This window comes from Streptomyces liliifuscus, assembly GCF_016598615.1.
Taxonomy (GTDB): Bacteria; Actinomycetota; Actinomycetes; order Streptomycetales; family Streptomycetaceae; genus Streptomyces; species Streptomyces liliifuscus.
Map to the genome: position 1 here is coordinate 8,971,205 of NZ_CP066831.1, position 24,166 is coordinate 8,995,370.

15 protein-coding genes are annotated in these 24,166 nt (G+C 71.1%); 5 read left to right on the plus strand and 10 right to left on the minus strand.

Going from position 1 to position 24,166, the window contains the following annotated elements; all coding sequences use genetic code 11:
• The first annotated feature begins 79 nt into the window (after positions 1 to 79).
• Positions 80 to 4,888 carry a coiled-coil domain-containing protein gene (locus JEQ17_RS38770; protein ID WP_200399595.1) on the plus strand — a complete coding sequence of 1,603 codons (4,809 nt, stop codon included), beginning with the start codon at positions 80 to 82 and terminating at the stop codon, positions 4,886 to 4,888.
• Between the two features lie 56 nt (positions 4,889 to 4,944).
• On the opposite strand, the gene JEQ17_RS38775 is transcribed toward JEQ17_RS38770, so the two are convergent.
• The 9 genes from JEQ17_RS38775 to JEQ17_RS38815 form a co-directional block, all read right to left on the minus strand.
• A complete protein-coding gene (locus JEQ17_RS38775) occupies positions 4,945 to 6,498 on the minus strand; it encodes a GMC family oxidoreductase (RefSeq protein ID WP_200399596.1) in 1,554 nt (517 codons plus the stop codon).
• Positions 6,499 to 6,550: 52 nt separating this feature from the next.
• Positions 6,551 to 8,128, minus strand: coding sequence for an APC family permease (locus tag JEQ17_RS38780; protein WP_200399597.1), 1,578 nt, complete (start codon positions 8,126 to 8,128; stop codon positions 6,551 to 6,553).
• Positions 8,129 to 8,318: 190 nt separating this feature from the next.
• The gene (locus JEQ17_RS38785; protein ID WP_200399598.1) at positions 8,319 to 9,785 is read right to left on the minus strand and encodes an aldehyde dehydrogenase family protein; all 1,467 of its coding nucleotides are present in this window, start codon (positions 9,783 to 9,785) and stop codon (positions 8,319 to 8,321) included.
• Positions 9,778 to 10,941, minus strand: coding sequence for an aromatic ring-hydroxylating oxygenase subunit alpha (locus tag JEQ17_RS38790; RefSeq protein WP_200399599.1), 1,164 nt, complete (start codon positions 10,939 to 10,941; stop codon positions 9,778 to 9,780). The genes JEQ17_RS38785 and JEQ17_RS38790 overlap by 8 nt, the downstream gene beginning before the upstream one ends.
• Before the next feature lie 11 nt (positions 10,942 to 10,952).
• Positions 10,953 to 12,107 carry an N-methyl-L-tryptophan oxidase gene (solA, locus tag JEQ17_RS38795; RefSeq protein ID WP_200399600.1) on the minus strand — a complete coding sequence of 385 codons (1,155 nt, stop codon included), beginning with the start codon at positions 12,105 to 12,107 and terminating at the stop codon, positions 10,953 to 10,955.
• Positions 12,108 to 12,228: 121 nt separating this feature from the next.
• Positions 12,229 to 14,679, minus strand: a complete 2,451-nt coding sequence (locus tag JEQ17_RS38800) for a GcvT family protein (RefSeq protein ID WP_200399601.1) — start codon at positions 14,677 to 14,679, stop codon at positions 12,229 to 12,231.
• Positions 14,680 to 14,726: 47 nt separating this feature from the next.
• Positions 14,727 to 15,353, minus strand: a complete 627-nt coding sequence (locus JEQ17_RS38805; RefSeq protein ID WP_200399602.1) for an MBL fold metallo-hydrolase — start codon at positions 15,351 to 15,353, stop codon at positions 14,727 to 14,729.
• Positions 15,350 to 16,435 carry an S-(hydroxymethyl)mycothiol dehydrogenase gene (locus JEQ17_RS38810; RefSeq protein ID WP_200399603.1) on the minus strand — a complete coding sequence of 362 codons (1,086 nt, stop codon included), beginning with the start codon at positions 16,433 to 16,435 and terminating at the stop codon, positions 15,350 to 15,352. Before JEQ17_RS38810 ends, JEQ17_RS38805 begins: the two co-directional genes overlap by 4 nt.
• Positions 16,436 to 16,672: 237 nt before the next feature.
• Positions 16,673 to 17,491 carry an IclR family transcriptional regulator gene (locus tag JEQ17_RS38815; protein WP_200399604.1) on the minus strand — a complete coding sequence of 273 codons (819 nt, stop codon included), beginning with the start codon at positions 17,489 to 17,491 and terminating at the stop codon, positions 16,673 to 16,675.
• Positions 17,492 to 17,706: 215 nt separating this feature from the next.
• Here JEQ17_RS38815 and JEQ17_RS38820 point away from each other — a divergent pair, with 215 nt between their 5' ends.
• Both JEQ17_RS38820 and JEQ17_RS38825 read left to right on the plus strand, forming a co-directional pair.
• Entirely contained in the window at positions 17,707 to 18,054 is a 348-nt protein-coding gene (locus JEQ17_RS38820) for a bifunctional 3-phenylpropionate/cinnamic acid dioxygenase ferredoxin subunit (RefSeq protein WP_200399605.1), read from the plus strand.
• On the plus strand, positions 18,051 to 19,235 hold the full coding sequence (locus tag JEQ17_RS38825) for an NAD(P)/FAD-dependent oxidoreductase (RefSeq protein WP_200399606.1): 1,185 nt from the start codon (positions 18,051 to 18,053) through the stop codon (positions 19,233 to 19,235). Before JEQ17_RS38820 ends, JEQ17_RS38825 begins: the two co-directional genes overlap by 4 nt.
• A gap of 273 nt (positions 19,236 to 19,508) precedes the next feature.
• On the opposite strand, the gene JEQ17_RS50255 is transcribed toward JEQ17_RS38825, so the two are convergent.
• Positions 19,509 to 20,114 (minus strand): hypothetical protein, encoded by a 606-nt coding sequence (locus JEQ17_RS50255; RefSeq protein WP_234048523.1) that lies wholly within the window; start codon positions 20,112 to 20,114, stop codon positions 19,509 to 19,511.
• A gap of 621 nt (positions 20,115 to 20,735) precedes the next feature.
• Between JEQ17_RS50255 and JEQ17_RS38835 the strand changes: the two genes are divergently transcribed.
• Entirely contained in the window at positions 20,736 to 23,726 is a 2,991-nt protein-coding gene (locus JEQ17_RS38835; protein ID WP_200399607.1) for a nitrate- and nitrite sensing domain-containing protein, read from the plus strand.
• Positions 23,723 to 24,163, plus strand: coding sequence for a roadblock/LC7 domain-containing protein (locus JEQ17_RS38840; protein ID WP_189839795.1), 441 nt, complete (start codon positions 23,723 to 23,725; stop codon positions 24,161 to 24,163). Before JEQ17_RS38835 ends, JEQ17_RS38840 begins: the two co-directional genes overlap by 4 nt.
• The last annotated feature ends 3 nt before the right edge of the window (positions 24,164 to 24,166 follow it).

Below are 24,166 nucleotides of genomic sequence, written 5' to 3' on the forward strand. Positions count from 1 at the left end.
GCCCGCCGGCCCCTGTCCACCGCTCCGACCCTCTGACCGACCGCCTCAACTCCCTTTACGACTACGAGAGTCCGCCGCCATGTACGAGCTGTCCCGGGTCCGCCTCTACTCCATCGGGCCTGCCGGTGCGCGCTACGCCGACACCGTGCTGGACCTGCGGGGTGTCGGCGAGCCCGTGCCCGACCCCGCGCCCACGCAGGCGGAGTTCTTCGAGGAGGAGCCCGTCGGGCCGCCGCGCCGCCCCGCGCCCGCCGGTGTGCTCTTCCTGGAGAACGGCGGCGGCAAGTCCGTACTGCTCAAGCTGATCTTCTCCGTGATGCTGCCCGGCCACCGGAACACGCTGGGCGGCGCCAGCTCCGGTGTGCTGCGGAAGTTCCTGCTCGCGGACGACTGCGGGCATGTGGCGCTGGAGTGGCAGCACACGCTCACCGGCGAGTGCGTCGTGGTCGGCAAGGTCAGCGAGTGGCGGGGGCGCCAGGTCTCCAACGATCCGCGGAAGTTCGCGGAAGCCTGGTACTCGTTCCGGCCCGGGCCCGGGCTGAGCCTGGACAATCTGCCGGTCGCCGAGGCCACTTCCGTGCGGCCGTCCGCCGAGGGCGCATCCGGCGCGCAGGGGCGCCGGCGGACCATGAAGGGCTTCCGGGACGCGCTCACCGAGGCCGGCAAGGCGTACCCGCACCTCGAAGTGCACTGGGAGGAGATCCACGACCGCTGGAACGAACACCTCGGCGACCTGGGTCTGGACCCCGAGCTCTTCCGCTACCAGCGCGAGATGAACGCCGACGAGGGCGAGGCCGCCGGTCTCTTCGCCGTCAAGAAGGACTCCGACTTCACCGATCTGCTGCTGCGCGCGGTCACCGACACCCGGGACACCGACGGGCTCGCGGACCTGGTCGGAGGGTTCGGCAACAAGCTGGGGCGGCGGGCCGAGCTGATCGCCGAGCGCGAGTTCACCGCCGGGTCCGTCGACCTGCTCGGGCGGATCGTCGAGGCGACCGGGACCCGTGCGCGCGCACGGGACATCCACGCGGGCGCCGAGCGGCGTACGAGGACACTGGCACGGCGGCTCTCCGCGCGCGCCGGACAGGAGCGGGGCCGCACCGGCGACCTCGCCCAGCAGGTCACCGCCGCCGCCCACCGGGTCACCGAGGCCGACGGCTCCCGTGAGCGCAGCGCGCTGATCTCGGCCCAACTCGCCTACCGGCACGCCTCCTTGGCCCTCGCCGGGGCCGAGAAGGGCGCGGCCGCGCAGAAGCGGGAGCTCGCCGACGCGCGCACGCTGCACTCCGCGTGGCAGGCCGCCGAGCTGGTGCTGCGGCACCGCGCCTCCGCCGACCGCTCCGCGCGCGTGGCCGTGGCCATCCGCGAGGCCGAGCGGGACGCCGCGCCGGCGCTCGCCGCACGCGCCAAGGCCGCCGCCGATCTCGTACGCGCCCTGCACGCCGCGGCCGAGGGCGCCGAGACGGTCGCCAACGAGGAGGAGGAGCGGTCCGCCGCGCTCCAGGAGGTCGGCGAGGCGGCCTACCGGGACTCGACGTCCGCCGCCACCGAGGCACAGCGCGCCCGCAGCGAGATCGGCCATCTGCGTCAGCGTCTCAGCGAGGTCGAGCAGGAGACCGCCGAGGCGGTGCGCGCCGGGTGGCTCGACGACACCGCCCCCGACGCCGACCCGGCCCGTGCCGCGCTCGCCGCCAGTGATGCCGAGAAGACCGCCGTCGCCGCGTGGGACACCGCGCGCGAGGCGTCCCGCCGCACCACGGAGCACTCCCGCGAGGCGGCGTCCGCCGAGTCCCGCGCCGAGCTGACGGCGGCCCGCGCGGCCGACGCGGCGACGGCCGCCGAGCGCGCCTACGACGCCGAGCGGGGGACCGCTCGGGCGCTGGCGGGGGAGGAGCGGCTGGCCGAACTGCTGAGCCTGCCGGGTGCCTTCGGCGGTTCGGGGGGTTCCGGGCGCGGCGGGTTGCCGCAACCACGACAGGGCGTGGGCACCGGTTCCACCGAGGGCGCCGCGAGTGCGAGCGGCGCCGTCCGTGCGAGCGTCGGCGCGCGAGCGGGCGGAGCCGACTCTGGGAACACATCCGGCCGTGCTTCCGGGACGGGACCCGGCGCAGACGTAGCGGGCACCCGTCGAGGGCGGAGCGGCCCGGACGTCGAAGCCCTCTCGGACGAAGCGCCCCTCTCCGCCGAGGAGTTGGACCACTACGCCGACGAGCTCCGGCAGCTTCTCGACGACGGGGTCGCCTCCGCCGAACGGCAGCTCTTCGAGTTGCGGACCGCGGCGGCAGACGACGCGCGGATCCTCGGCGCGCTCGGTGACGGCGGGCTGCTGCCGCCGGGACCCGACGTGCTGGCCACCGTGGAGTACCTGGGCGAGCACGGCATCCCCGCGCTCCCCGGCTGGCGCTATCTCGCACAGGCCGTCGACCCCGTCGACCACGCGCGCGTGCTCGCCGCGCGGCCCGAGCTGGTCGACGGCGTGGTCATCACGGACCCGGCCACCCATGCGAGGGCCCGCGAAGCCCTCGTCGACGCCGCGCTGCTCCCGCGCTCCGCGGTGGCCGTCGGCACGGCCGCCGCGCTGCTCGCCCCGACCCCGGCCCCCGACGCGGGCGACGGGGACGTCTTCCTCGTACCGCCGAACCCGGCCATGCACGACGAGCACGCCGCCGACGAGGAGCGGCAGACGCTGCGCACGCGCGCGGCCGAACGGGACGAGGAGATCCGGGAGTTGGCGGCCCGGCTCGCCAAGGACCGGGAGCTGGCCGCACGGCTCGCCTCCTGGCGCACGGGCTGTCCGGCGGGGCGGCTCGCCGAGCTCGCCACGGCGGCCCACGACGCGCGCGCGTTCGCCGAGGAGTCCGAGGCCGAGCTGTCCGAGGCGCGTACGGTCCGGGCCGAGGCCGACGAGGCGGCGGCCGAGGCGGCCCTCGTAAGGGACGAGCGGCAGGAGGCCGCGCAGCGGGCCCGGCGCGCCGCCGACGCCCTCGCCGGGCTCGCCTTCCGGCTGCGCGAGCGGGCCGGCTGGCAGGTCAAGCTGCGTGAACTCGCCGACGACGCCGCCGAGTCGGAGGCCCGCGCCCAGTCCTGCCTGGAGCGGGCCCGCGCCGCCGACGAGGACCGGCGTGGCGCCCAGCGCGCCGCCGACGACGCCCGCCGCACAGCCCGCGCACTGCGCGGCGAGCGTGCGGAGATCGCGGGCGCCCCCGACGACGTGCCGGAGGCCGACCCGGCCGCCGCCAAGTCGTCGCTGCCCGCCCTGCGCGAGGCCTACCGCGCCGCCTCCCAGCTCTACGAGCAGGTCGGCGTCGGAGCCGACCTGCGGGCCGAGCAGTCCCGGGCGGAGAGCGACGAGAGCGCGGCGCTCGCGGAGCTGGAGCGGCTGAGCAACAAGGTGCGTACGCGCGCAGCCCAGCTCCTGGAGTCGACCGACGGCTCCGACGGACCCTCCCGGCAGGCCGCCGCGGCCCGCGCCGAGGAACTGGTCCAGCTGCTGGAAACGCGTATGTCGACCGCGAGCGAGCAGCTCGGACGGCTGCGGGGCGAGGCCGAGCGGCACGCGCCGGAGGACGGCGAGGCGCACACCGAGCTGCCCGAGGACCTGGTCCCGCGCGACGCCGAGCACGCACAGAGCCTGCTGCGCACCGCCACCGGTGAACTCGCCTCCCGCACCGAGGCGTTGAGCCAGGCACGCGCGGCCCACGCCGAACTGCTCGACGCCCACCGCGCCGCCGAGGACGCGGCAGGCGGTTTCGACGAGACGGCCGCCCTGCTCCGGGACCTCCTTCGGGAGCACTCGGACGAGGAACACGAGGAGCCCGAGCCCTACCCCGGCACCCTCGAAGAGGCCCGGCACTCCGCCGCCGAGTCCCGCCGTTCCCTGCGCGGCTGCGCGGCCGACCTCTCCGCCGCCGAGACCTCGGTGCGCGAGGCGAGCGACGTACTCGTCCGGCACGCCAACTCGACGCGCTACGAGCAGGTGCGCACGCCCGCCCGCCAGCAGATCCGCGAGCTGCCGGCGTCCTCCCTGCCCGAGCACGCACAGAAGTGGGCGGACGCCTTCGCACCCCGACTCCGGGTCCTGACCGACGAGTTGGAGCAGCTGGAGCGCAACCGCGACTCGATCGTCGACCGGTTGCGCGGGCTCGTGGAGTCCGCGCTCGCCACCCTCAGGTCGGCCCAGCGCCTGTCCCGGCTCCCCGAGGGGCTCGGCGAATGGTCCGGGCAGGAGTTCCTGCGCATCCGCTTCGAGGAGCCCGACCAGGCCACACTCGCCGAGCGGCTCGGCGAGGTCGTCGACGAGGCGACCCGCGCGGCCGTCAAGAAGAACTCCGACATGCGCCGCGACGGAATGTCCCTGCTGCTCAGAGGGGTCAGCGCGGCGCTCCAGCCCAAGGGCATCGCAGTCGAGATCCTCAAGCCCGACGCCGTACTGCGCGCCGAGCGAGTACCGGTCGGACAGATGGGCGACGTGTTCTCCGGCGGCCAGCTGCTCACCGCCGCGATCGCGCTGTACTGCACGATGGCAGCCTTGCGCTCCAACGACCGGGGCCGCAGCGACAAGCACCGGCATGCCGGCACGCTCTTCCTGGACAACCCGATCGGCCGCGCCAACGCGACGTATCTGCTGGAGCTCCAGCGAGCCGTGTCGGACGCGCTGGGCGTCCAACTCCTCTACACCACAGGTCTGTTCGACACGACCGCGCTCGCCGAGTTCCCCCTGGTCATCCGCCTGCGCAACGACGCGGACCTCCGCGCGGGGCTGAAGTACATCAGCGTGGAGGAACACCTCCGGCCGGGCCTCCCGCGGGAGGCCCCCGCCGGGGAGGCGGTACACACGGAGATCACGGCGACGCGCATGTACAAGAGGCCGGCAACCAGCGCCCCATAAGGGGCGCGGGGAACTGCGCGACCAGCCACAACGGTCCCGCAGCTCCCCACAACCCCCTACGAGGCGTCCTCCTTCAAAAGATCAGCACACTTCTCACCGATCATCATGGTCGTGATGCACGGATTGACGGCCACAAGATCCGGCATCACGGACCCGTCCGCGACCCGCAGCCCTTCAATCCCCTTCACCCGAAGCCGGGCATCCAGGGGCGCCGAGGCGTCGTCGTCCGCACCCATCTTCACCGTGCAGGACGGGTGATAGACCGTGTTGTGCGTCTTGTGGATGTAGTCGAGCAGCTCGTCGTCCGTGCGGACATCCGGCCCGGGGGCCAGCTCCGCCCCGGCCCACCCGCTCAGCGCGGGCTGCTCCGCGATACGCCGGGCCAGCTTCAGGCCGAACGTCATCACGCGCGCGTCGTGCTCGTGCGTGAAGTACCGCGGATCGACCTTGGGCTTGTCCCGGAAGTCGCGCGTCCGCAGCCGCACCGTGCCGCGCGACTTCGCGCTCGTCACGTTCGGCGTGAGACAGAACGCGTTCTCGGAGGTCGGATAGCCCCACCGGGCCGTGTTCATGTCGAACGGCACGGACCCGTAGTGGAACATCAGGTCCGGCCGGTCCAGGCCGGGCTCGGTGTCGTAGAAGATGCCCGCCTCCCACCACTGGCTGGAGGTGGTCGTCATGGGCTGCTTGGCGTCCCACATGATGACGCCCTCGGGGTGGTCCTGAAGGTTCTCGCCCACGCCGGCCGAGTCCACCACCACCTCGACACCCACCTCGCGCAGATGCTCGGCGGGCCCGATGCCCGACAGCATCAGCAGCTTCGCGCTGTCGATGGAACCGCACGACACGATCACCTCGCGCCTGGCCCGTACCGTCCGGGTGTGGATCAGGTCCGGGTCCAGGTACTCGGCGCCCACGCAGCGCCGCCCGTCGAGCACGAGCTTCTTGGCCCGCACCCCGGTCCGTACGTCCAGGTTCGGACGCTTGCCGAGGATCGGGTGCAGATACGCGACCGACGAGGACTGGCGGATGTTGTTCTCGTCGGAGTTGATCTGGAACCAGTTGGCCCCGCGCACAACCGTCCTGCCGGTGTTGAACGCGGTGGTCGGGATGCCCGCCTGGGCGCAGGCCTCCAACAGGGCGGTGCCGCACGGGTCGTCGCTCTTGAGTGTCCGCAGCTTCACGGGCCCCGTACGACCGTGGTGCTCGCCCGGAGCGTCGTTGTTCTCCAAGCGCTGGTAGAGCGGGAAGAGCTCGGCCGCGCTCCAGCCCGTACAGCCCGCGGCCGCCCAGCCGTCCAGGTCCTCGGCCGGTGCCCAGAAGGCGATACAGGAGTTGTGCGAGGAACAGCCGCCGAGCACGCGGGCGCGGGCGTGGCGCATGAAGCTGTTGCCGCTGGCCTGCGGCTCGACGGGGTAGTCCCAGTCGTAGCCGGACTCAAGGAGTCCCATCCAGCGTTCCAGCTTCATGACGTCGTCGTCGCCGACGTCGCTGGGCCCCGCCTCCAGGACGCACACCGTGACGGACGGGTCCTCGGAGAGCCGGGCGGCGACCACATTGCCCGCGGTGCCTCCGCCGACCACGACGTAGTCGAACTCGTCTTCGTTCATGGGGAGTTGACCTCCTTGAGTCCTTGCGACGTTCTGCCTTCGGATCGGGCGCTCAGTCGGCCGTCGGGGTGGCCGCGGGCGAGGAGGGCGGAAGAGGTGTGTCGGGGGACTTGTACTGGTGCTCGGCGAGCACCCCGGTGCGGTGGCGCTGCACGAGCCAGTAGTAGGCGAAGCCGCCGCCCATCACGATGCCGACGAACAGGACGGCACCCCACCGCAGATACCAGTGGTACGGGGCTGCCGCGTTGTAGACGGCGGCGCGCGGCCAGATCAGGTTGATCATCATGGCCGTGCCCCAGACCACGGCGACGATGTTGACGGGCAGTCCCCAGCGGCCGAGCGAGAACTTGCCGTCGCCCGCGGGCTGCCACTTGCCGCGCAGCCTCGCCACCAGCATGGGCCCGGTGACCAGCAGATACGCGAGGTAGATCAGGATGATGCCGATACTGGTGACCACGGTGAAGATCTGCGGCTGGCGGATGTTGACCACCAGGATCGCCAGCGCCAGGATGCCGATGATCACCGCGGGCAGGATCGGGGTCTGGAAGCGCGGATGGACCTTGGCCAGCTTGGAGGATGCGGGCAGGTTGTTGTCGCGGGACATCGCGAACGCCAGCCGGATCGCCGCCGTGTGCACGGCCAGGGCGCACACGGTGACCGCGATGAACACGCACCACAGCATGGCCTTGCCCGCGTCCTCGCCGAGCACGTTGAGGACGACGTACTGCAGACCGTCCGTGGACAGCTTGTCGCCCTTCAGGCTGGACACGCTCATCAGCGCGAGCAGCAGGATGAGCCCGCCGAGGATGAACGAGGCGACGATGGCACGGAGGATCGCGCGCGGCGCGTTGCGCGACGGGTCCAGGGACTCCTCGCCGAGCGAGGCGGCCGTGTCGAAGCCGTACATCACGTACGCGGACGCCAGCGACGCGATCAGGAACGCGCCGAGGTAGCCGCCGGGCTGGCCCGCTCCCGTGCCGTTCGTCTCCAGCACGACCCCCGGCCCACGGGTGATGTTCACGGCGAACAGCACGATCAGTACGACCGTGGCGATCAGCTCGATGAAGACGCCCGCCGTGTTGATCCGGGCCATCAGCTTCACGCCGAGGGCGTTCACCAGGGTGGTGAAGATGATGAGTACGGAGGCCAGCAGCACGGCGTTGGTGGCGACGTCGTACTTGCCGGTGCCGTCGCCCACGAACTGGAACGTGGAAGAGATCTGAGGAAGCGTCAACTGATACGCAAGGGCCACGGCCGCGATCGACACGATCGAGGCGATCAGCATCGTCCAGCCCGCCAGCCAGCCTATGTGCGGGTTGCCCACCTTCTTGGACCAGTTGTAGACCGAGCCGGCCACCGGATAGCGGGCGGCGAGTTCGGCGAAGCAGAGCGCGACCATGAACTGGCCGACGAAAACCATGGGCCAGGACCACCAGTAGGCGGGCCCGCCGCTGCCGTAACCGAAGTAGAAGAGCTGGAAGGTGCCGGTGAGGATGGAGATGTAGCTGATACCGGCGGCGAAGGTGTGGAAGTTGCCGAGCGTGCGCTTCAGTTCCGGCTTGTAGCCGAACTCGTTGAGCTCGGAGTCGTCGTTACTGTGTTTCTCAGGTGGTTGAGCGGTGGTGGTCATGAGGCGCCTCCTGGGAAGGGGGAGTTCTCCCGGGCGGGAGGGGAGTGCGGCTCGTGCGGGGTCGTTGGTGCGCGGATGCTGGATCTCAGGGTGAAGAAGGCTGGATCTTACGGTGCTCGCGACTGGTTCTGACCATGAGGAGTGCCGGTTTTTTGCGATGGATGCGGAGAGCCGGCCCCGGGGACATGGATCAGGAGAACCAGCCCTGTGGACTGGGATTGGTCGTGCGCCAGATGTGTTTGGTCTCGCGGTACTCGGCAAGACCGGCAGGACCGAGCTCCCGCCCGAACCCGGACTGCTTGTAACCGCCCCACTCGGCCTGTGGGACGTAGGGATGGAAGTCGTTGATCCAGATGGTGCCGATCCGCAGCGCGGACGCGACCCGCTGGGCCTTCGCCTCGTCGGAGGTGAAGATTCCGCCGGCCAGACCGTAGATCGTGTCGTTGGCCAGCCGCACCGCCTCCGCCTCGTCCGTGAACCGCTCCACGGTCAGCACGGGCCCGAAGGACTCCTCCTGGACGACCGACATGGGGCCGGAGCACTCGTCGAGCACGGTCGGCGGGTAGTAGAAGCCGTCCGGGTGCGGAGGATCGGCCGGCCGCTCCCCGCCGCAGCGCAGGACGGCGCCCTCCTCCAGGCCCTTGGCGACGTACGCCTCGACCTTCTCCCGGTGGGCCGCCGAGATCAGCGGACCGGTCTGTGCCTGTTCGTCGAAGGGTCCGCCCAGCCTGATCAGCCGGGCCCTGCGGACGACCTCGTCGACGAACCGGTCGTGCAGCGAGTCCTCGACCAGGAGCCGCGCCCCGGCCGAGCAGACCTGCCCGGAATGCAGGAAGACGGCCGTCAACGCCATGTCGACGGCCGTCTCGAAGTCGGCGTCGGCGAAGACGATGTTCGGGTTCTTGCCGCCCAGTTCGAGGGCGACCTTCTTCACCGTCCCGGCCGCCGCGGCCATGAGTCTGCGGCCGGTCTGCAGACCGCCGGTGAAGGAGACCAGGTCCACGTCCGGATGATCGCCCAGCGGAGCGCCGGCCTCGGGACCGGCGCCGAGCACCAGGTTCGCCACACCGGCGGGCACCCCGGCCTCCTCCAGGAGGCGCATCAGATGGATCGCGGTGTGCGGGGTCAGCTCGCTCGGCTTGAGCACGAAGGTGTTGCCCGCGGCGAGCGCCGGAGCGACCTTCCACGCCGTCTGGAGCAGCGGATAGTTCCAGGGCGTGATCAGCGCGCAGACACCGACCGGTTCGTATACGACCCGGCTGTCGACGCCCTCCGTGCCCGTCTCCACGACCCGGCCGGACTCGCTCGCGACGAGTCGGCCGAAGTAGCGGAAGCAGTTCTCGATGTCGTCGATGTCGTACTCGCTCTCCACCAGGCGCTTGCCGGTGTCGAGGGACTCCGCGCGGGCGAGTACGTCCTTGTCGCGGGCGAGCAGGTCGGCGACCCGGAGCAGCAGGTCACCCCGTTCGTTCGGGGGCGTCCGGGGCCAGGGGCCGTCGTCGAAGGCGCGGCGTGCGGCCGCGATCGCGTCGGCCGTGTCCTGGGGGCCCGCCTCGTCCACGACGGCGACGAGTGAACCGTCGGCCGGACAGCGGATCTCGCGGGTGCCCTTCTCCCGCGCGCTCGTCCACGTGCCGCCGATATAGAGATCAGCCATCCATGCCTCCCAGCATGCCAATGAGCCACTCGTGGAAAATCCCGATGTGGTGCTCGGTGGGCACCAGCACCCCGCCCCTCCGGTAGGCACGGGACGCCATCGCGGGCTGCGTACGCTCGCAGGCCTCGAAGTCCTGGGCGTTGACCCGGTGGAAGAGTTCCACGGACTTCGAGACATCGGCGCCCGACTCGACGACCTCGGGTGCGTAGAGCCAGTCGCACTCCACGATCGTCCGGTCCTCGGCGAGGGGGAACATGCGGTGCAGGATGACATGGTCGGGGACGAGATTGATGAACACGGTGGGTTTGACCGTTATCGCATAGTAACGACGGTCCTGATCCTCCGCGACTTCGGGAAGCTTCCCGAAGCCCTCGCTGCCGTCGACGGTGAAGCCCTTGACCTCCTCGCCGAACTCGGCGCCGTGCCCCACGTAGTACTGGGCCGCGTAGCCGTCGGCGAACTCGGGGAGGACGTCGGTGAGCTCGGGGTGGATCGTCGCGCAGTGGTAGCACTCCATGAAGTTCTCGACGATCAGTTTCCAGTTCGCCTTCACGTCATAGGTGATGCGTTTTCCGAGGGCGAGGTTCTCCGTGCCGTAGTGCTCGATGGCCGCCACGTTCCCGAGCCGCTCGACGGCCGCGCCCATCACAGTCTCCTCGAAGGACGGCGGCTCGTCGGCCAGACAGACCCAGGCGTAGCCGAGCCACTCCCGCAGCGCGATCTTGACCAGGCCGTACTCCGTCCGGTCGACGTCCGGCATCTTCACCAGGTTCGGCGCCGCGATCAGTCTGCCGTCGAGGTCGTACGTCCATGCGTGGTACGGGCACTGGAGGTTGCGCCGGACCTCGCCGGCCTCCTCCAGACAGAGACGGGCCCCGCGGTGGCGGCAGACGTTGAGGAAGGCGCGCAGTTCACCGGTGCGGGACCGGGTGATCAGGACGCTCTCGCGGCCCACCTGGACCGTGCGGAACGCGCCCGGTTTGGCCAGGTCGGCGCCGCGGATCGCGCAGAACCACATCGACTCGAAGAGCCGTTCCTGCTCCTGCCGGAAGATCTCCGGGTCGGTGTAGTAGTGCCCCGGAAGGGTGGCGATCAGGCTGGGCGGCAGCTGACCGGGGGCGGAGACGGGGGCGGGGGAGACGGGGGTCGTCGTCACGTGCGTGCTCCTCAGGCGGGCGCGGCGGCGAGGCGGAGGGGGTCGAACAGGCCGATCGGGTGAGCGGTGGTGCCCGTGAGCGCCAGATCGGCGAGGATCTCGCCGACGACCGGCACGAACTTGAATCCGTGCCCGGAGAACCCGCAGGCCACGGTCACGGACTCCGGGTGCGCGGGATGCCGGGCGATGACGAAGTGCTCGTCAGGGGTGTTGGAATACATGCAGGTGGCGGCCTTCAGGAAGGTGCCGGGCAGGTCCGGGACGCAGCGGGACATGTGGTCCGCCATCGCCCCGATCTCGTCCTCGTGGACCGTGCGGTCGATGTTCTCCGGGGTGCACTCGACGCCCTTGCGGAAGAAGGCGACCTTGGCGCCCAGCTCCGGCCCGTCGATGGAGGGGAATCCGTAGACCTGGACGTCGTCAGCGTCCTCCCAGATGTAGATCGGATGGTTCTCGGGCAGGAACGGCCGGACCCCGCCCCTCGGCTGGAACCAGTACATGACCTGCCGCTCGATGCTGAACGGCACCCCGAGATCGGTGAGCAGTTGCGGCGCCCACGCGCCCGGGCAGATCACCAACTGGCTCGCGGTGTACGTGTTCTCGGCCGTGTGGACGCGAACCCCGTCCCGGTACGGCTCCCAGCGGGTCATCGGCTCGTCGAAGTGCAGGTCGGCGCCCTGCCGGGTGGCGAGCTGGAGATGGGCCGCGACCATGTTCTCGGGGCGGACCAGGCCGGCCTTCTTCTCGTAGAGCGCGACCTCGTCGTCCTTCGGGTTGAGCGTCGGGAAGCGGCGGCGGATCTCGGCCGCGTCCAGCATCTCGTGGGGCAGGTCCCACTGCGTGGCCGAGCGCAGCGAACCGGAGACGGTCAGCGAGTCGGGAGGCCCGACCATCACACCGCCGCACAGCGTGGCGATGTCCCGGCCGGTGGCCCGCTCCACGTCCTCGTACAGCTCGTACGCGCGCAGCAGCAGCGGTACGTACGCCGGGTCCTCGAAGTAGGACTGCCGGGTGATCCGCGAACCACCGTGACTGGAACCGCGGTTGTGCACCGGCCCGAACTTCTCCAGCCCGAGCACCCGCACACCGCGCGAGGACAGATGGTGGGCGGCGGCACTGCCCATACCACCGAGACCGATGACGATCACGTCGTAGGTAGGGGACACGGGGGACCTCCAGGGCTCGTGATGGTGATGCGCCTGCTCATTGGCGCCCCTTCAGGGGCGCGGGGAACTGCGCGACCAGTCCCCACCGGCCCGCAGGCCGACGACGACTCCCGCGAAGCGATCAACACCGGATGCGGGTCATCTTCGGATCGAAGAGCGGCTCATCGGCAACGGTCGCGGGCACCTTCTCGCCGAAGTACTCCACATGGACACTCGCCCCGGTGGGGAGCACGGGCAGCCAGGCGTACGCGACGCACCGGCCCAGCGTGTATCCGTACGACGCGCTGGTGACGTAACCCGCGGGGGAGCCGTCCACGTACACCGGCTCCTTGCCGAGGACCACGGACGCCGGGTCGTCGAGGAGCAGCGGCGTGAGCCGGCGCCGCGGCTCGCCCCGGGCCTGAAGCGCCGCCATCCCCGTGAAGTCCCCCTTGTCCAGGCGGACGGCGAAGCCGACCCCGGCCTCGTACGGGTCGTGCTCGTCGGTCATGTCGACGCCCCACGCGCGGTAGCCCTTCTCCAGCCGCAGGCTGTTGAAGGCCGAGCGCCCGGCGGCGATGACGCCGTGCTCCCGGCCCGCCTCCCAGAGCGTGTCCCAGAGGCGGAGCCCCAGGTCGGCGGAGGTGTAGAGCTCCCAGCCCAGCTCGCCGACGTAGCTCAGCCGCATGGCGGTGACCGGGACATGGCCGAGATACGTCTCCTTCGCGCGGAAGTAGCCGAAGCCCTCGTGCGAGAAGTCGTCGCGGGTCAGCGGCTGGACGAGGTCGCGGGCGAGCGGACCCCAGACGCCGATGCAGCAGGTGCCCGATGTGATGTCCCGGATGTGCACGCCCTCGGATGCGTGCCTGGTCAACCAGTCCAGGTCGGCGGGGGAGTTGGCGCCCACCTGGAAGCGGTCGGGCCCGAGCCGCGCGACGGTGAGGTCGGAACGGATGCCGCCCGTCCCGTCCAGGAGCAGGGTGTACGTGACCGCGCCGGGCTTCTTGCGGAGGTTGTTGCTGGTCATGCCGTGCAGGAAGTCGAGGGCTCCGGGGCCGGTGACCTCAAGGCGGCGCAGGGGGGTCATGTCGTAGAGGGCGACCTTCTCGCGGGTCGCCCTCGCCTCGGCCGCCGCGATCGGCGACCAGTAGCGCGCCGACCAGGCGTCCCGCTCGGGGAGCGGGCCGAGGGTGTCGACGAGCGGGGCGTTCGCCTCGTACCAGTGCGGGCGCTCCCAGCCACCGCCCTCCAGGAAGTACGCGCCCAGCTCTTGCTGGCGGGCGTGGAAGGGGCTGACCCGCAGCGGACGCGGCCGCTCCATCGGCTGGAGCGGGTGCAGCACGTCGTACACCTCGACGAACTGCTGCGAGCCGCGGTCCTTGATGTACGCGGGGGAGCGCTGGGCGTCCTCGAAGCGGGTGAGGTCGCACTCGTGGGCGTCGGTCTCGGGGCGGCCGTCGATCATCCACTCGGCCACCGCCTTGGCGACTCCGGCCGAGTGGGTGACCCACACGGCCTCCGCCAGCCAGAAGCCACGCAGCGCACGGGACTCGCCGAGCACCGGCATGCCGTCGGGCGTGAAGGAGAAGACGCCGTTGAAGCCCTCCTCGATCTCCGCCTCCCGCAGGGCCGGCATCAGTTGGCGGCAGTCGTCCCAGCTCGGCGCCCAGTCCTCCTCGGTGAAGGGGAACGAGGACGGCATCTCCATGTCGTTCGCGCGCGCCTCGTCGTAGTCGAGGATCGCGAACGGGTCGACGGGGAGCGGCTTGTGCGCGTAACTGCCGATGCCGATGCGGTCGGTGTGCTCACGGAAGTAGAGGTCGCGGTCCTGGAAGCGGAGGATGGGCTTCGAGGCCTCTTCGGTGGCTTCGGCCAGTTCGGGGAGGGGCCTGGTCCGCGCGTACTGGTGGGCGAGCGGTTGCAGGGGTACGTCGATGCCGGCCATGCGGCCGATGACCGGGCCCCAGAAACCGGCCGCCGAGACCACGTGGTCGGCGGGGAAGGTGCCCCGGTCCGTGACGACCGCGGTGACCTTGCCGGCTTCCTGCTCGATGCCGGTGACCGTGTGCCGGTCCAGGAATCGGGCGCCGCGGCTCTCGGCCCGGGTCAGCTGGGCGCGGGACGCGAGCAGCGCGCGGGCCAGGCCGTCGTCGGGGGTGTGGAAGCCGCCGAGGACCATCGACTGATCGATGAGCGGCCACAGTTCCTTGCAGCGGGCCGCGCTCACGATCTCGCCTCGGATGCCCCAGGAAGCGGCGTATCCGGCCCGGCGGTGCAGCTCGGCCAGGCGCTCGGGAGTCGTCGCGAGCTCGAGGCCGCCGACCGGGTTGAAGCAGGAGACCCCGTCCACCTCGAGGGAGTTGAACTTCTCGACCGTGTACCGGGCGAACTCGGTGAGGGTCTTAGACGGGTTCGTCTGGAAGACCAGGCCGGGCGCGTGCGAGGTGGAGCCGCCGGGAGCGGGCAGCGGTCCCTGTTCGAGGACGGTGACGTCGGTCCAGCCGCGGGCGGTGAGCTCGTCGGCGAGGGAACAGCCGACGATGCCGGCACCCACGATGACCACACGGGGGTTCGTTTCGGGCGTGCTGGACATGCCCCTCCTTGTCGTGGTGGGGGTTGTCGTGGCGGGGGTGAACGCGCTCAGGGAGCAGGGACGTTGGGGCGTTCGGCGGCGATCGTGGTGTCCTCGCCGTGTCCGGTGTGGACGTCCGTGTCGCCGGGCAGCGTGAGCAGCCGGTTGCGGATGGAGGTCTCGATGGTCGGCCGGTCGGAGTAGGAGCGGCCGGTGGCGCCGGGACCGCCGTGGAAGAGGGTGTCCCCGGTGAAGACCGCGTCGAGGAACGTGGCGTACAGGGAGCAGCTGCCCCAGGTGTGGCCGGGATTGTGGATCACCTGGAGCTCGATCCCGGCGACGCCGATCCGCTGTCCGTCGGAGAGCTCGCCGTCCGGTTTGCGATCGGGGTGCGTGGCCGCCCACAGCTCGTGGTCGGCGGGGTGCAGGAGGACGGGCGCGCCGGTGAGCTCGGCCAGTTCGGCCGCCGCGTCGACGTGGTCGTCGTGCGCGTGGGTGCACACGACGGCGACCACCTGGCGGCCCGCCACGGCCCGGTGGATCGTACGGGCGTCATGGGCGGCGTCGACGATCAGTACCTCTTCGTCGTCGCCGACCAGCCAGACGTTGTTGTCGACGTCGAAGGTCTCGCCGTCGAGGCTGAACGTGCCGGAGGTGACCACCCGCTCGATCCGTACGGTCCCCCGGGCGCTCACAGGACCACCACCGAGCGCAGCACCTCGCCGCGGTGCATCTTGGCGAAGGCCTCCTCGACCTGGTCGAGCGCGATGGTCTCCGTGACGAAGGCGTTGAGGTCCAGCAGTCCGTACAGGTACTGGTCGATGAGGAACGGGAAGTCGCGGCTGGGCAGGCAGTCGCCGTACCAGGAGGACTTGATCGCGCCGCCTCGGGAGAAGATGTCGATCAGCGGGAGTTCGATCTTCATGTCGGGGGAGGGGACGCCGACCTGGACCAGCAGGCCGGCGTGGTCGCGCATGTAGAAGGCCTGCTCGAAGGTCTCCGGGCGGCCCACGGCGTCGATGGCGATGTCCACGCCGAAGCCGTCGGTGAGCGCCCGCACGGCCTCGACCGGGTCGGTGCCACGGGAGTTGACCGTGTGGGTGGCGCCGAACCTCTCTGCCTGGTCGAGCTTCTTGTCGTCGATGTCGACGGCGATGACCTTCATGGCGCCGTTGAGGCAGGCGCCCGCGATGGCCGCGTTGCCGACGCCGCCGCAGCCGATGACGGCGACGGTGTCACCGCGGCCGACGTTGCCGGTGTTGACGGCCGCTCCGTAGCCGGCCATCACACCGCAGCCGATCAGGCCCGCGGCCTCGGGCCGGGCCGCCGGGTCGATCTTCACCGCCTGTCCGGCCGCGACCAGGGTCTTCTCGGCGAAGGCGCCGATACCGAGGGCGTTGCTGAGCGGGGTGCCGTCCAGGAGGGTCATCGGCTGGGTGGCGTTGCGTGAGTCGAAGCAGTACCAGGGACGGCCACGGCGACAGGAGCGACAGGAACCGCAGGGGGCGCGCCAGGCCAGGACCACATAGTCGCCGGTCTCGAGGTCGGTCACGCCCTCGCCGATCGCCTCGATCGTGCCGGCCGCCTCATGGCCCAGCAGGAACGGGAAGTCGTCGTTGATCGCGCCCTCCCGATAGTGCAGATCCGTGTGGCAGACCCCGCAGGCCTGCACGGAGACGAGCACCTCGCCCGGACCCGGATCGGGAACGACGATCGTCTGCACCTCGACGGGTGCGCCCTTCTTCACAGCGACTACGGCACGGACCTCGTGTGGCACGACCAAGCTCCTCTGCTGTTGCGCAATGCACTATGGGTTGCGCGATGAGGAACATAGTGAGAACGCCGCCAAGGGGCCGTCAAGAGGTGCGGGTTAATCCTTGGCAAAAGGAACGGGCGGCACGAAATCTGTCCGACACACAGAAACGCGGGGCCAGGTGTTCCTGGCCCCGCGCTTCGTGCCGTGTCCCTCCGGCGACCGGTCCCCGGCTCCGGTCCGTGTCCGGTGCCGCTTCCGTCAGAAGCCGTATCCCATCCGGCGCGACAGGTCGGCGGCGGCTGCCGCCGTGCGCTTGGCGAGATCGGGCAGCCGGTCCGAATCCAGCCGGTACACCGGACCCGAGACGCTGATCGCGCCGATCACCTTCCCGTCGTGGGCGCGCACCGGGGCGGCCGTCGCGGCCAGCCCCAGCTCCAGCTCCTCCAGGGCGAACGCGTACCCCTGCTCCACCACGGCCTCCAGCTCGCCGCGCAGCGCGGCCGTACCGGTGATCGTGCGCTCGGTGAAACGCGGGAGCGGCCTGGCCAGCAGTCCTTCCCTCAGGGTCGGCGGCAGATGCCCCAGCAGCACCTTTCCGCTGGACGTGGCGTGCAGCGGGGTGCGTCTGCCCAGCCAGTTCTGCGCGGTGACGGACGCGGCGCCGCGGGCCTGCATGATGTTGACCGCCGCGTTGTCGTCGAGGACCGCGATGTTGACGGTCTCGCCCACCTCGTCCGCGAGTTCGCGGCACACGGGCACACCCTCCTGGGAGATGTCCAGACGCACTGCCGCCGCCCCCGCCAGGCGTAGTACGCCGGCGCCCAGGTAATACTTCCCGCGGTCCTTGGCCTGGGCGACCAATCCCCTGTTCTCCAGCACTCCGAGAAGCCGGAAGGCGGTGGACTTGTGCACCTCCAGCTCGTCGGCGATCTCGGTGACGCCCGCCTCGCCGAGCCGGGCGAGGATCTCCAGCACGCTCACGGCGCGGTCCACGGACTGGACGGCGCTCCCCGCGCCCCTGCTCTGCTTCCCGGGTGTCTCCTCTGTGCGGTCAGCCTGCTTCTGCGTGCGGGTCATAACTCAACTCTCACCACCTGGCGGCCCGGATTGAGCCGCATCTGCCGGAAGCCCTTGACGTGACGGGCATCCCGCGCGGATTCTGTTGCGCATAGCGCTCCCTCGTGCGCCATACGAAACATCATGTTACCGAAGAGTCCGTGACCGGGAAGGTCTCGGACCAGACCGGACCTGAGAGGTCCCGGACCGTGGGTCCTGGACCGAGAGGGGGGCCCGTGATTCCCGTCTGCCGCCTTGATGACCTCCCCGCGGGCGAATCCGTCCGTATCGACACCACACCGCCCATCGCCGTGTTCAACGCCGACGGCGAGCTGTACGCCATCGATGACACCTGCACCCACCAGGATGCGTCCCTCTCCGAGGGCTGGCTGGAGGGTTGTCTGGTCGAATGCCCGCTCCACGCGGCGTCATTCGATCTCCGCACCGGCCGGCCGACGTGCCTTCCCGCACGTCGGGCCGTCCGCACCCACCGTGTCACCGTCGACGACGGGATCGTCCATGTCCACGTGGCGGCCGAAGTGGTGGCCGTGGTGGCGTCCGAAGAGGAGGGCACGGCGGCATGAAAACCGTGACCGTCGTCGGGGCCTCGCTCTCCGGGCTGTACGCGGCCAGGGAACTGCGTGCCCAGGGGTTCGACGGGCGACTGGTGGTCGTCGGGGACGAACCCCACCGCCCCTACGACCGCCCCCCGTTGTCCAAGGACTTCCTCACCGGCCGGTCCGGCGAGGACCGACTCGCGCTCTCCGACGCCGAGGAGACCACCGAGCTCGACGCCGAGTGGCTGCTCGGCGTCCGCGCCCGCGGCCTGGACGCGCGCGGCCGGACCGTCCTCCTGGGCGACGGCCGGACCGTCTCCACCGACGGCGTGATCATCGCGACCGGAGCCTCCGCCCGCAGGCTCCCCGGCTGCGAACTCGCCGGAGTCCACACCCTGCGTACCCTCGACGACGCGCGTGCGCTGCGCGCCGAACTCGGCGCGGGCACCCGCCGTGTCGTCGTCATCGGCGGCGGCTTCATCGGTGCCGAAACCGCCTCCTCCTGTGCGGGACTCGGCCACGACGTCACCGTCGTCGAGGCCGCGCCGCTGCCGCTGGTGCCCCAACTCGGCCCGGAGATGGCCGCGGTGTGCGCCGGACTGCACCGGCGCGGCGGCGTCGACCTGGTCACGGGCACCGGCGTCGCCGGGCTGCGCGGCACGGTCGCGGTGACCGGCGTGGAACTCGCCGACGGCCGGCTGCTCCCCGCCGACATCGTGATCGTCGGCATCGGCGCCATCCCCAACACCGACTGGCTGGCGGGCTCGACGCTCGCACTGCACGACGGAGTGCTGTGCGACGACGGCTGTGTGACGGCTCTGCCCCAGGTGGTCGCCGTCGGTGACGTCGCCCGCGTCGGCGGCACCCGCGCCGAACACTGGACCAGCGCCACCGAACAGCCCCGGGTCGCCGTGCGCAACCTCCTCGCGGGGCACACGGCGGAGACCGTGCGCCCACTGCCCTACTTCTGGTCCGACCAGTACGGAGCACGGATCCAGTTCGCCGGCCGGCGGCTCGACACCGACACCGTCCGGATCGCGGAGGGCGGCGTCACCGACGGCACGCCCGACGAGGGCGGCTTCCTCGCCCTGTACGAGCGGGACGGCCGGACGACGGCGGTGCTCTCCGTGGACCGACCACGACCGTTCATGCGCGCCCGGCGCGAACTCGGACGCGGGGTGACGGTGGCGGAGGCGGCCGTTTCCTAGCGGGGCGGGGCTACCCCCGATGGGAGGGGGTTGCCCCGTGTCCTGGCGGGGGAGGGGCGTCGCCGCGGCCGCGCCCCGAGGCCGCCCCGGGGCAGTGCCCTGGAGCGCTCCATGAGGGGTGCTTGCCGTGAGGTGCCGACAGCGGGGTGTCGACAGCGGGGTGTCGACAGCGGGGTGCCGACCGAAAGGCGCTTGCCGAGAAGCGCTTGCCTGGAGGCGCTTGCCGAGGGGCGCCGCCCTTCCAGCAGAGGGGCGCCGCCTCTGGGAGTGCGACTAGGAGTGCGACAACTGGCCCGCGCCGCCGCCCTGTCGGCGTATCCGCTCCTTGGTCCGCTCCGCCGATCGCTCCTGGCGCCGTGCCTTGCGCCGCTCGCGCCGCAGGGCACGGGCCGTGCTGCTGGGCACCGACACCACGCCGTTGCGCTGGTTCCACACCTGGCGGGTCACCCATACGTCCAGGGCGCCCCAGGTCGCCACCACCGTGCTCGCCACGCTGCTCAGCACCATGGGGAACGCGAGCCAGGAACCGGCCAGCGTGCACAGGAAGGCGACCATCGCCTGGATCAGTGTGACCGCGATGATGATGACGGCCCGCACCGCGGACGCCCGCACGGGATCGGGCAGCCGGCGCCTGGTCGCGGGCTCTTCGACCCACAACTGCCGGTAGTACCCCTGCTCTTCGGCCTCCGCCTCGGCCTCCATGGCGGCTTCCGCCCCCGCGTTGGTGACACGTTCCGGCCCGGCATTCGCGACGTGTTCCGCCTCGCCGTTCGCGACGGCTCCCGCCCTGGTCTCCGTCTCGGTCTTCGGCCCCGCTTCTGCTTCCGCCTCCGTGTCCGCGATGGTTTCCGTCCCGGTCTCCGCGTCCGTTCCCACCACGAACCGAGCCCCCCTGGCCGGCCCCGCCCCGGTTTCCGCTCCAGCCCCTGTCAGGGACCCCCTCTCGGCCGCCCTCAATGGGACGTCGGCCGGGATGTCGGCCGGAATGTCGTGATCCTGTGTCTGTGGACCCCGCCGTGCCCCCGTGGCTTCCGCGACGCCCGTCCCGACTGTCCCGTGCCGCTCCGCCGTGCCCATCAACTCGTCACTCCCCAACCGCCCGACAACCGCCTGCTCCGGAGTCACGAGAACCCCGGCTCCCCATTGGGTGCCCGGCTTGCGCTGTTTTACGCTGCCTGAGCGCGGCATGCGGCACCTGCTGCCGATTCCGCCTCCAACTTCCGTACAGACAGACGATCGACGTAACGCGAAGATTCCCGTCGACCGTAAAATTCCGGCCAACTGGCCCACTGTGCGGACCGGATGGCGTCCCGTGTCCCGTGTCGGATTCGGGGAGGCAATCTCCCGCAATGAACGGACAACTCCTGATGTCCTGTTACCGTCCCGGAACGAGTCGGTCCGGACAGGCCTTCGAGATACCACTGTGTCGGTAGTAGGCTCACGCCGTTTGTTGACGCACATGTGTGCCCCCGCTCGCCGGGGGTCGAGCTGGGGGAGGCCATGCGCTTTCGCGGGAAGTCCATCCGCCGGAAGATCGTGGCGCTGTTGCTCGTGCCGCTGGTTTCCCTGACCGGGATCTGGGGCTTCGCCACGGTACTCACGGGGCGCGAGGTCAACCAGCTGTTCGACACGACGTTCATCGTCCAGGAGATCGGCTATCCGACCGAGGACGTCATCAGCGTCCTGCAGGACGAGCGCCGTCAGACGCTCGTCTATCTCGCCGACCCCCGGGCCTCCGAGGCGCTCGCCGATCTGCGGCGTACCCGGACCGCCACCGACGAGGTCGTGTCGAAGATCCGCAGGAACGCCAAGGACGGCGATCTGCGGGACGAGATGGGCACGGAGACCACCGAGCGGCTCACCGCGATCCTGGACGCCTTCGACGGCGTCGGTCCGCTGCGCCAGAGCGTCGAGGACGGCACCGTCACCCGCCTCCAGGCACTCGACCTCTACAACCGCCTGGTGGACCCCTGTTACACCCTCCTGGCCAATCTCCAGGTCCTCGACAACGTGGACGTGGACAAGCAGGGCCGCGCCCTCGTCAACATGTCGCGCGCCCGTGAGCTGCTCGCCCGTGAGGACGCCCTCCTCGGCTCCGCCCTCGTCGTCGGCCAGGTGACGCGCGAGGAGGCCCGAGACGTCTCCGACCTCGTCGCCCAGCGCGCGCTGATGTACGAGGTCGGCCTCCCGCTGCTGCCCAACGCCGAGCGCGCACGCTACGACCGCTACTGGAAGAACGCCGCCACCGCACCGCTGCGCGTGGCCGAGCAGTCCGTCATCGCCTCCGCTCCCGGTGAGCCACGCGGAGTCACCGCGAAGAGCTGGGACGGCGTCGCCGGCGACGTCCTCGACGGGCTCGACAAGCTCAACACCCAGGCGGGCGACCGCTTCCAGGACCGTGTGCGCCCCGTGGCGATTGGCGTCATCGTCAAGGCGGGCGTCGCCGGAGTGCTGGGTCTGGCCGCGCTGCTGGTCTCGCTCTTCATGTCCGTACGCATCGGCCGCAGCCTCGTCCGCGACCTGCGCCGGCTCCGCCAGGAGGCCCACGAGACCGCCGGCGTACGGCTGCCCAGCGTGATGCGCCGCCTCTCCGCGGGCGAACAGGTCGACGTGGAGACCGAGGTCCCGCGCCTGGAGTACGAGAAGAACGAGATCGGCGAGGTCAGCCAGGCCCTCAACATCCTCCAGCGGGCCGCCGTCGAGGCCGCCGTCAAACAGTCCGAGCTGCGCAGCGGTGTCTCCGAGGTCTTCGTGAACCTCGCCCGTCGCAGCCAGGTCCTGCTGCACAAGCAGCTCACCCTGCTCGACACCATGGAGCGCAGGACCGACGACACCGACGAACTCGCCGACCTGTTCCGCCTGGACCACCTGACGACCCGTATGCGCCGGCACGCCGAGGGCCTGGTGATCCTCTCCGGCGCCGCCCCGTCCCGGCAGTGGCGCAAACCCGTCCAGCTGATGGACGTCGTACGCGCCGCCGTCGCCGAGGTCGAGGACTACGAGCGCATCGAGGTACGAAGGCTGCCGCGGATGGCCGTCACCGGGTCCGCGGTCGCCGACGTCACCCACCTCGTGGCCGAACTCCTCGAGAACGCCACGGTGTTCTCGCCGCCGCACACAGCCGTCCAGGTGCTCGGCGAGCGCGTCGCCAACGGCTTCACCCTGGAGATCCACGACCGCGGCCTCGGCATGGCCGCGGAGGCACTCCTCGACGCCAACCTGCGGCTCGCCGAGACCCCCGAGTTCGAGCTCTCGGACACCGACCGGCTCGGTCTCTTCGTGGTCAGCCGGCTCGCCCAGCGGCAGAACGTCCGTGTCTCGCTGCAGCCGTCCCCGTACGGCGGCACCACCGCCGTGGTCTTCGTCCCGGACGCGCTCCTCTCGGACGACGTGCCCGACACGAACGGCATGGGCTTCCGGCTCGACCGGGCACTCCCTTCGAAGAAGGACGGCGAAGAGGGCCGTACGGCCGCCCTGTCCCAGGTGCCGGTCACGCTGCCCGGCCGGACCGCCTCGATGCTGGACGGACCCGTCGAACTGGAGGCGCCCGTCGATCTGGACGCCCTCGACGACTTCCCGGACCCCCTCGACGACCAGGAGGGCGAACGCGGCGGCATCTTCCGCCCGCGCCGCTCCATCGCCGGGGTGCCGGGGGACCAGCAGCAGGTACGGCCGGATTCGCGCGAGCCGTCGCACGCCGACGGCGACGCCGACGAGCCGTCCGGCGGGCCCGTGCGCCTCCCGCGCCGCCGGGCCCCCAAGCTGGTCAGCTCCCACGGGCGCCCCGTGACCCAGACCAAGACACGGCGCGACGAGGCGACGGACCGCGCGGACGCCGACGAGGTGACGGAACTGCCCCAGGCGGCCCGGGAGTCGTCCGAGCGGCCCGGTGTGCTGGAGGACCTGCCGAAGCGGTCGAGGAGCGTCAGGCGGGGACCGTCCCGCCGTGAGCCCGGGGACTCCCTCGGCTCCCGCCGCGGTCCCGCGGACGACTGGCCCGGAGCCACCGACTCGGCCGAAGACGCTGTGGAGCGCCGTCAGGCCCTCGGACGTGGCGGCGAGCGCGGCGGCCCGGCGGACCCCGGCGAGGCGCTCACGCGCGGACCTGAGGCCGTCGAAGGCCACCGGGACGCGGACGCCCCGGCCCTTCCCCAGCGCGCGTCGCGTCGTGGCGTCGAGTCCGGCGGCACCCATCCCGGCGCCCCGGCCGGCGGCGGAACCCGCCCCGGCGCGGCTGCCGGAGGCGGTACCGGCGCACTGCCCCGCCGCGTACGACAGGCCAATCTGGCCCCTCAGCTCAAGGACGGCCCCGACCGGCGAGCCGCGAACGACGCGGCCCGCGCGGAGCCGACGGAGCGTGACGCCGACGAAGTACGCAACCGTATGGCCTCGCTCCAGCGCGGCTGGCGACGCGGCCGTGAGGAGAACGCCGAGGGCGACGAGGCCCAGGACGGCACAGCACCAGGAACGACTAAGGGAGACGGTCGATGACCGCACCGAAGGCCGCCGGCCACACCACGACCAGCACGTCGACGGGGGAACTCAACTGGCTCCTCGACGACTTGGTGGCGCGTGTCGCCAGCATCCGCAAAGCACTCGTGCTCTCCGGGGACGGCCTCCCCACGGGGGTCTCCACCGACCTGACGAGGGAGGACAGCGAACATCTGGCGGCCGTCGCCTCCGGGTTCCACAGCCTTGCCAAGGGCGTCGGGCGACACTTCGAGGCGGGCAGCGTCCGCCAGACCATCGTCGAACTGGACGAGGCCTTCCTGTTCGTCACGGCCGCGGGCGACGGCAGCTGCCTCGCGGTCCTCTCCGACTCCGACTCCGATGTCGGGCAGGTCGCGTACGAGATGACACTGCTGGTCAAGAGGGTCGGCGCACATCTGGCCGCCGCTCCGCGCACCGAATTGCCCTCGGGCGGGTAGTGG

Excerpts from the sequence above, each read along its gene's own strand:
- JEQ17_RS38770 (WP_200399595.1), top strand. The coding sequence starts at position 80 with ATGTACGAGCTGTCCCGGGTCCGCCTCTACTCCATCGGGCCTGCCGGT.
- JEQ17_RS38775 (WP_200399596.1), bottom strand. The coding sequence starts at position 6,498 with ATGAACGAAGACGAGTTCGACTACGTCGTGGTCGGCGGAGGCACCGCG.
- JEQ17_RS38780 (WP_200399597.1), bottom strand. The coding sequence starts at position 8,128 with ATGACCACCACCGCTCAACCACCTGAGAAACACAGTAACGACGACTCC.
- JEQ17_RS38785 (WP_200399598.1), bottom strand. The coding sequence starts at position 9,785 with ATGGCTGATCTCTATATCGGCGGCACGTGGACGAGCGCGCGGGAGAAG.
- JEQ17_RS38800 (WP_200399601.1), bottom strand. The coding sequence starts at position 14,679 with ATGTCCAGCACGCCCGAAACGAACCCCCGTGTGGTCATCGTGGGTGCC.
- JEQ17_RS38815 (WP_200399604.1), bottom strand. The coding sequence starts at position 17,491 with ATGACCCGCACGCAGAAGCAGGCTGACCGCACAGAGGAGACACCCGGG.
- JEQ17_RS38825 (WP_200399606.1), top strand. The coding sequence starts at position 18,051 with ATGAAAACCGTGACCGTCGTCGGGGCCTCGCTCTCCGGGCTGTACGCG.
- JEQ17_RS38835 (WP_200399607.1), top strand. The coding sequence starts at position 20,736 with ATGCGCTTTCGCGGGAAGTCCATCCGCCGGAAGATCGTGGCGCTGTTG.
- JEQ17_RS38840 (WP_189839795.1), top strand. The coding sequence starts at position 23,723 with ATGACCGCACCGAAGGCCGCCGGCCACACCACGACCAGCACGTCGACG.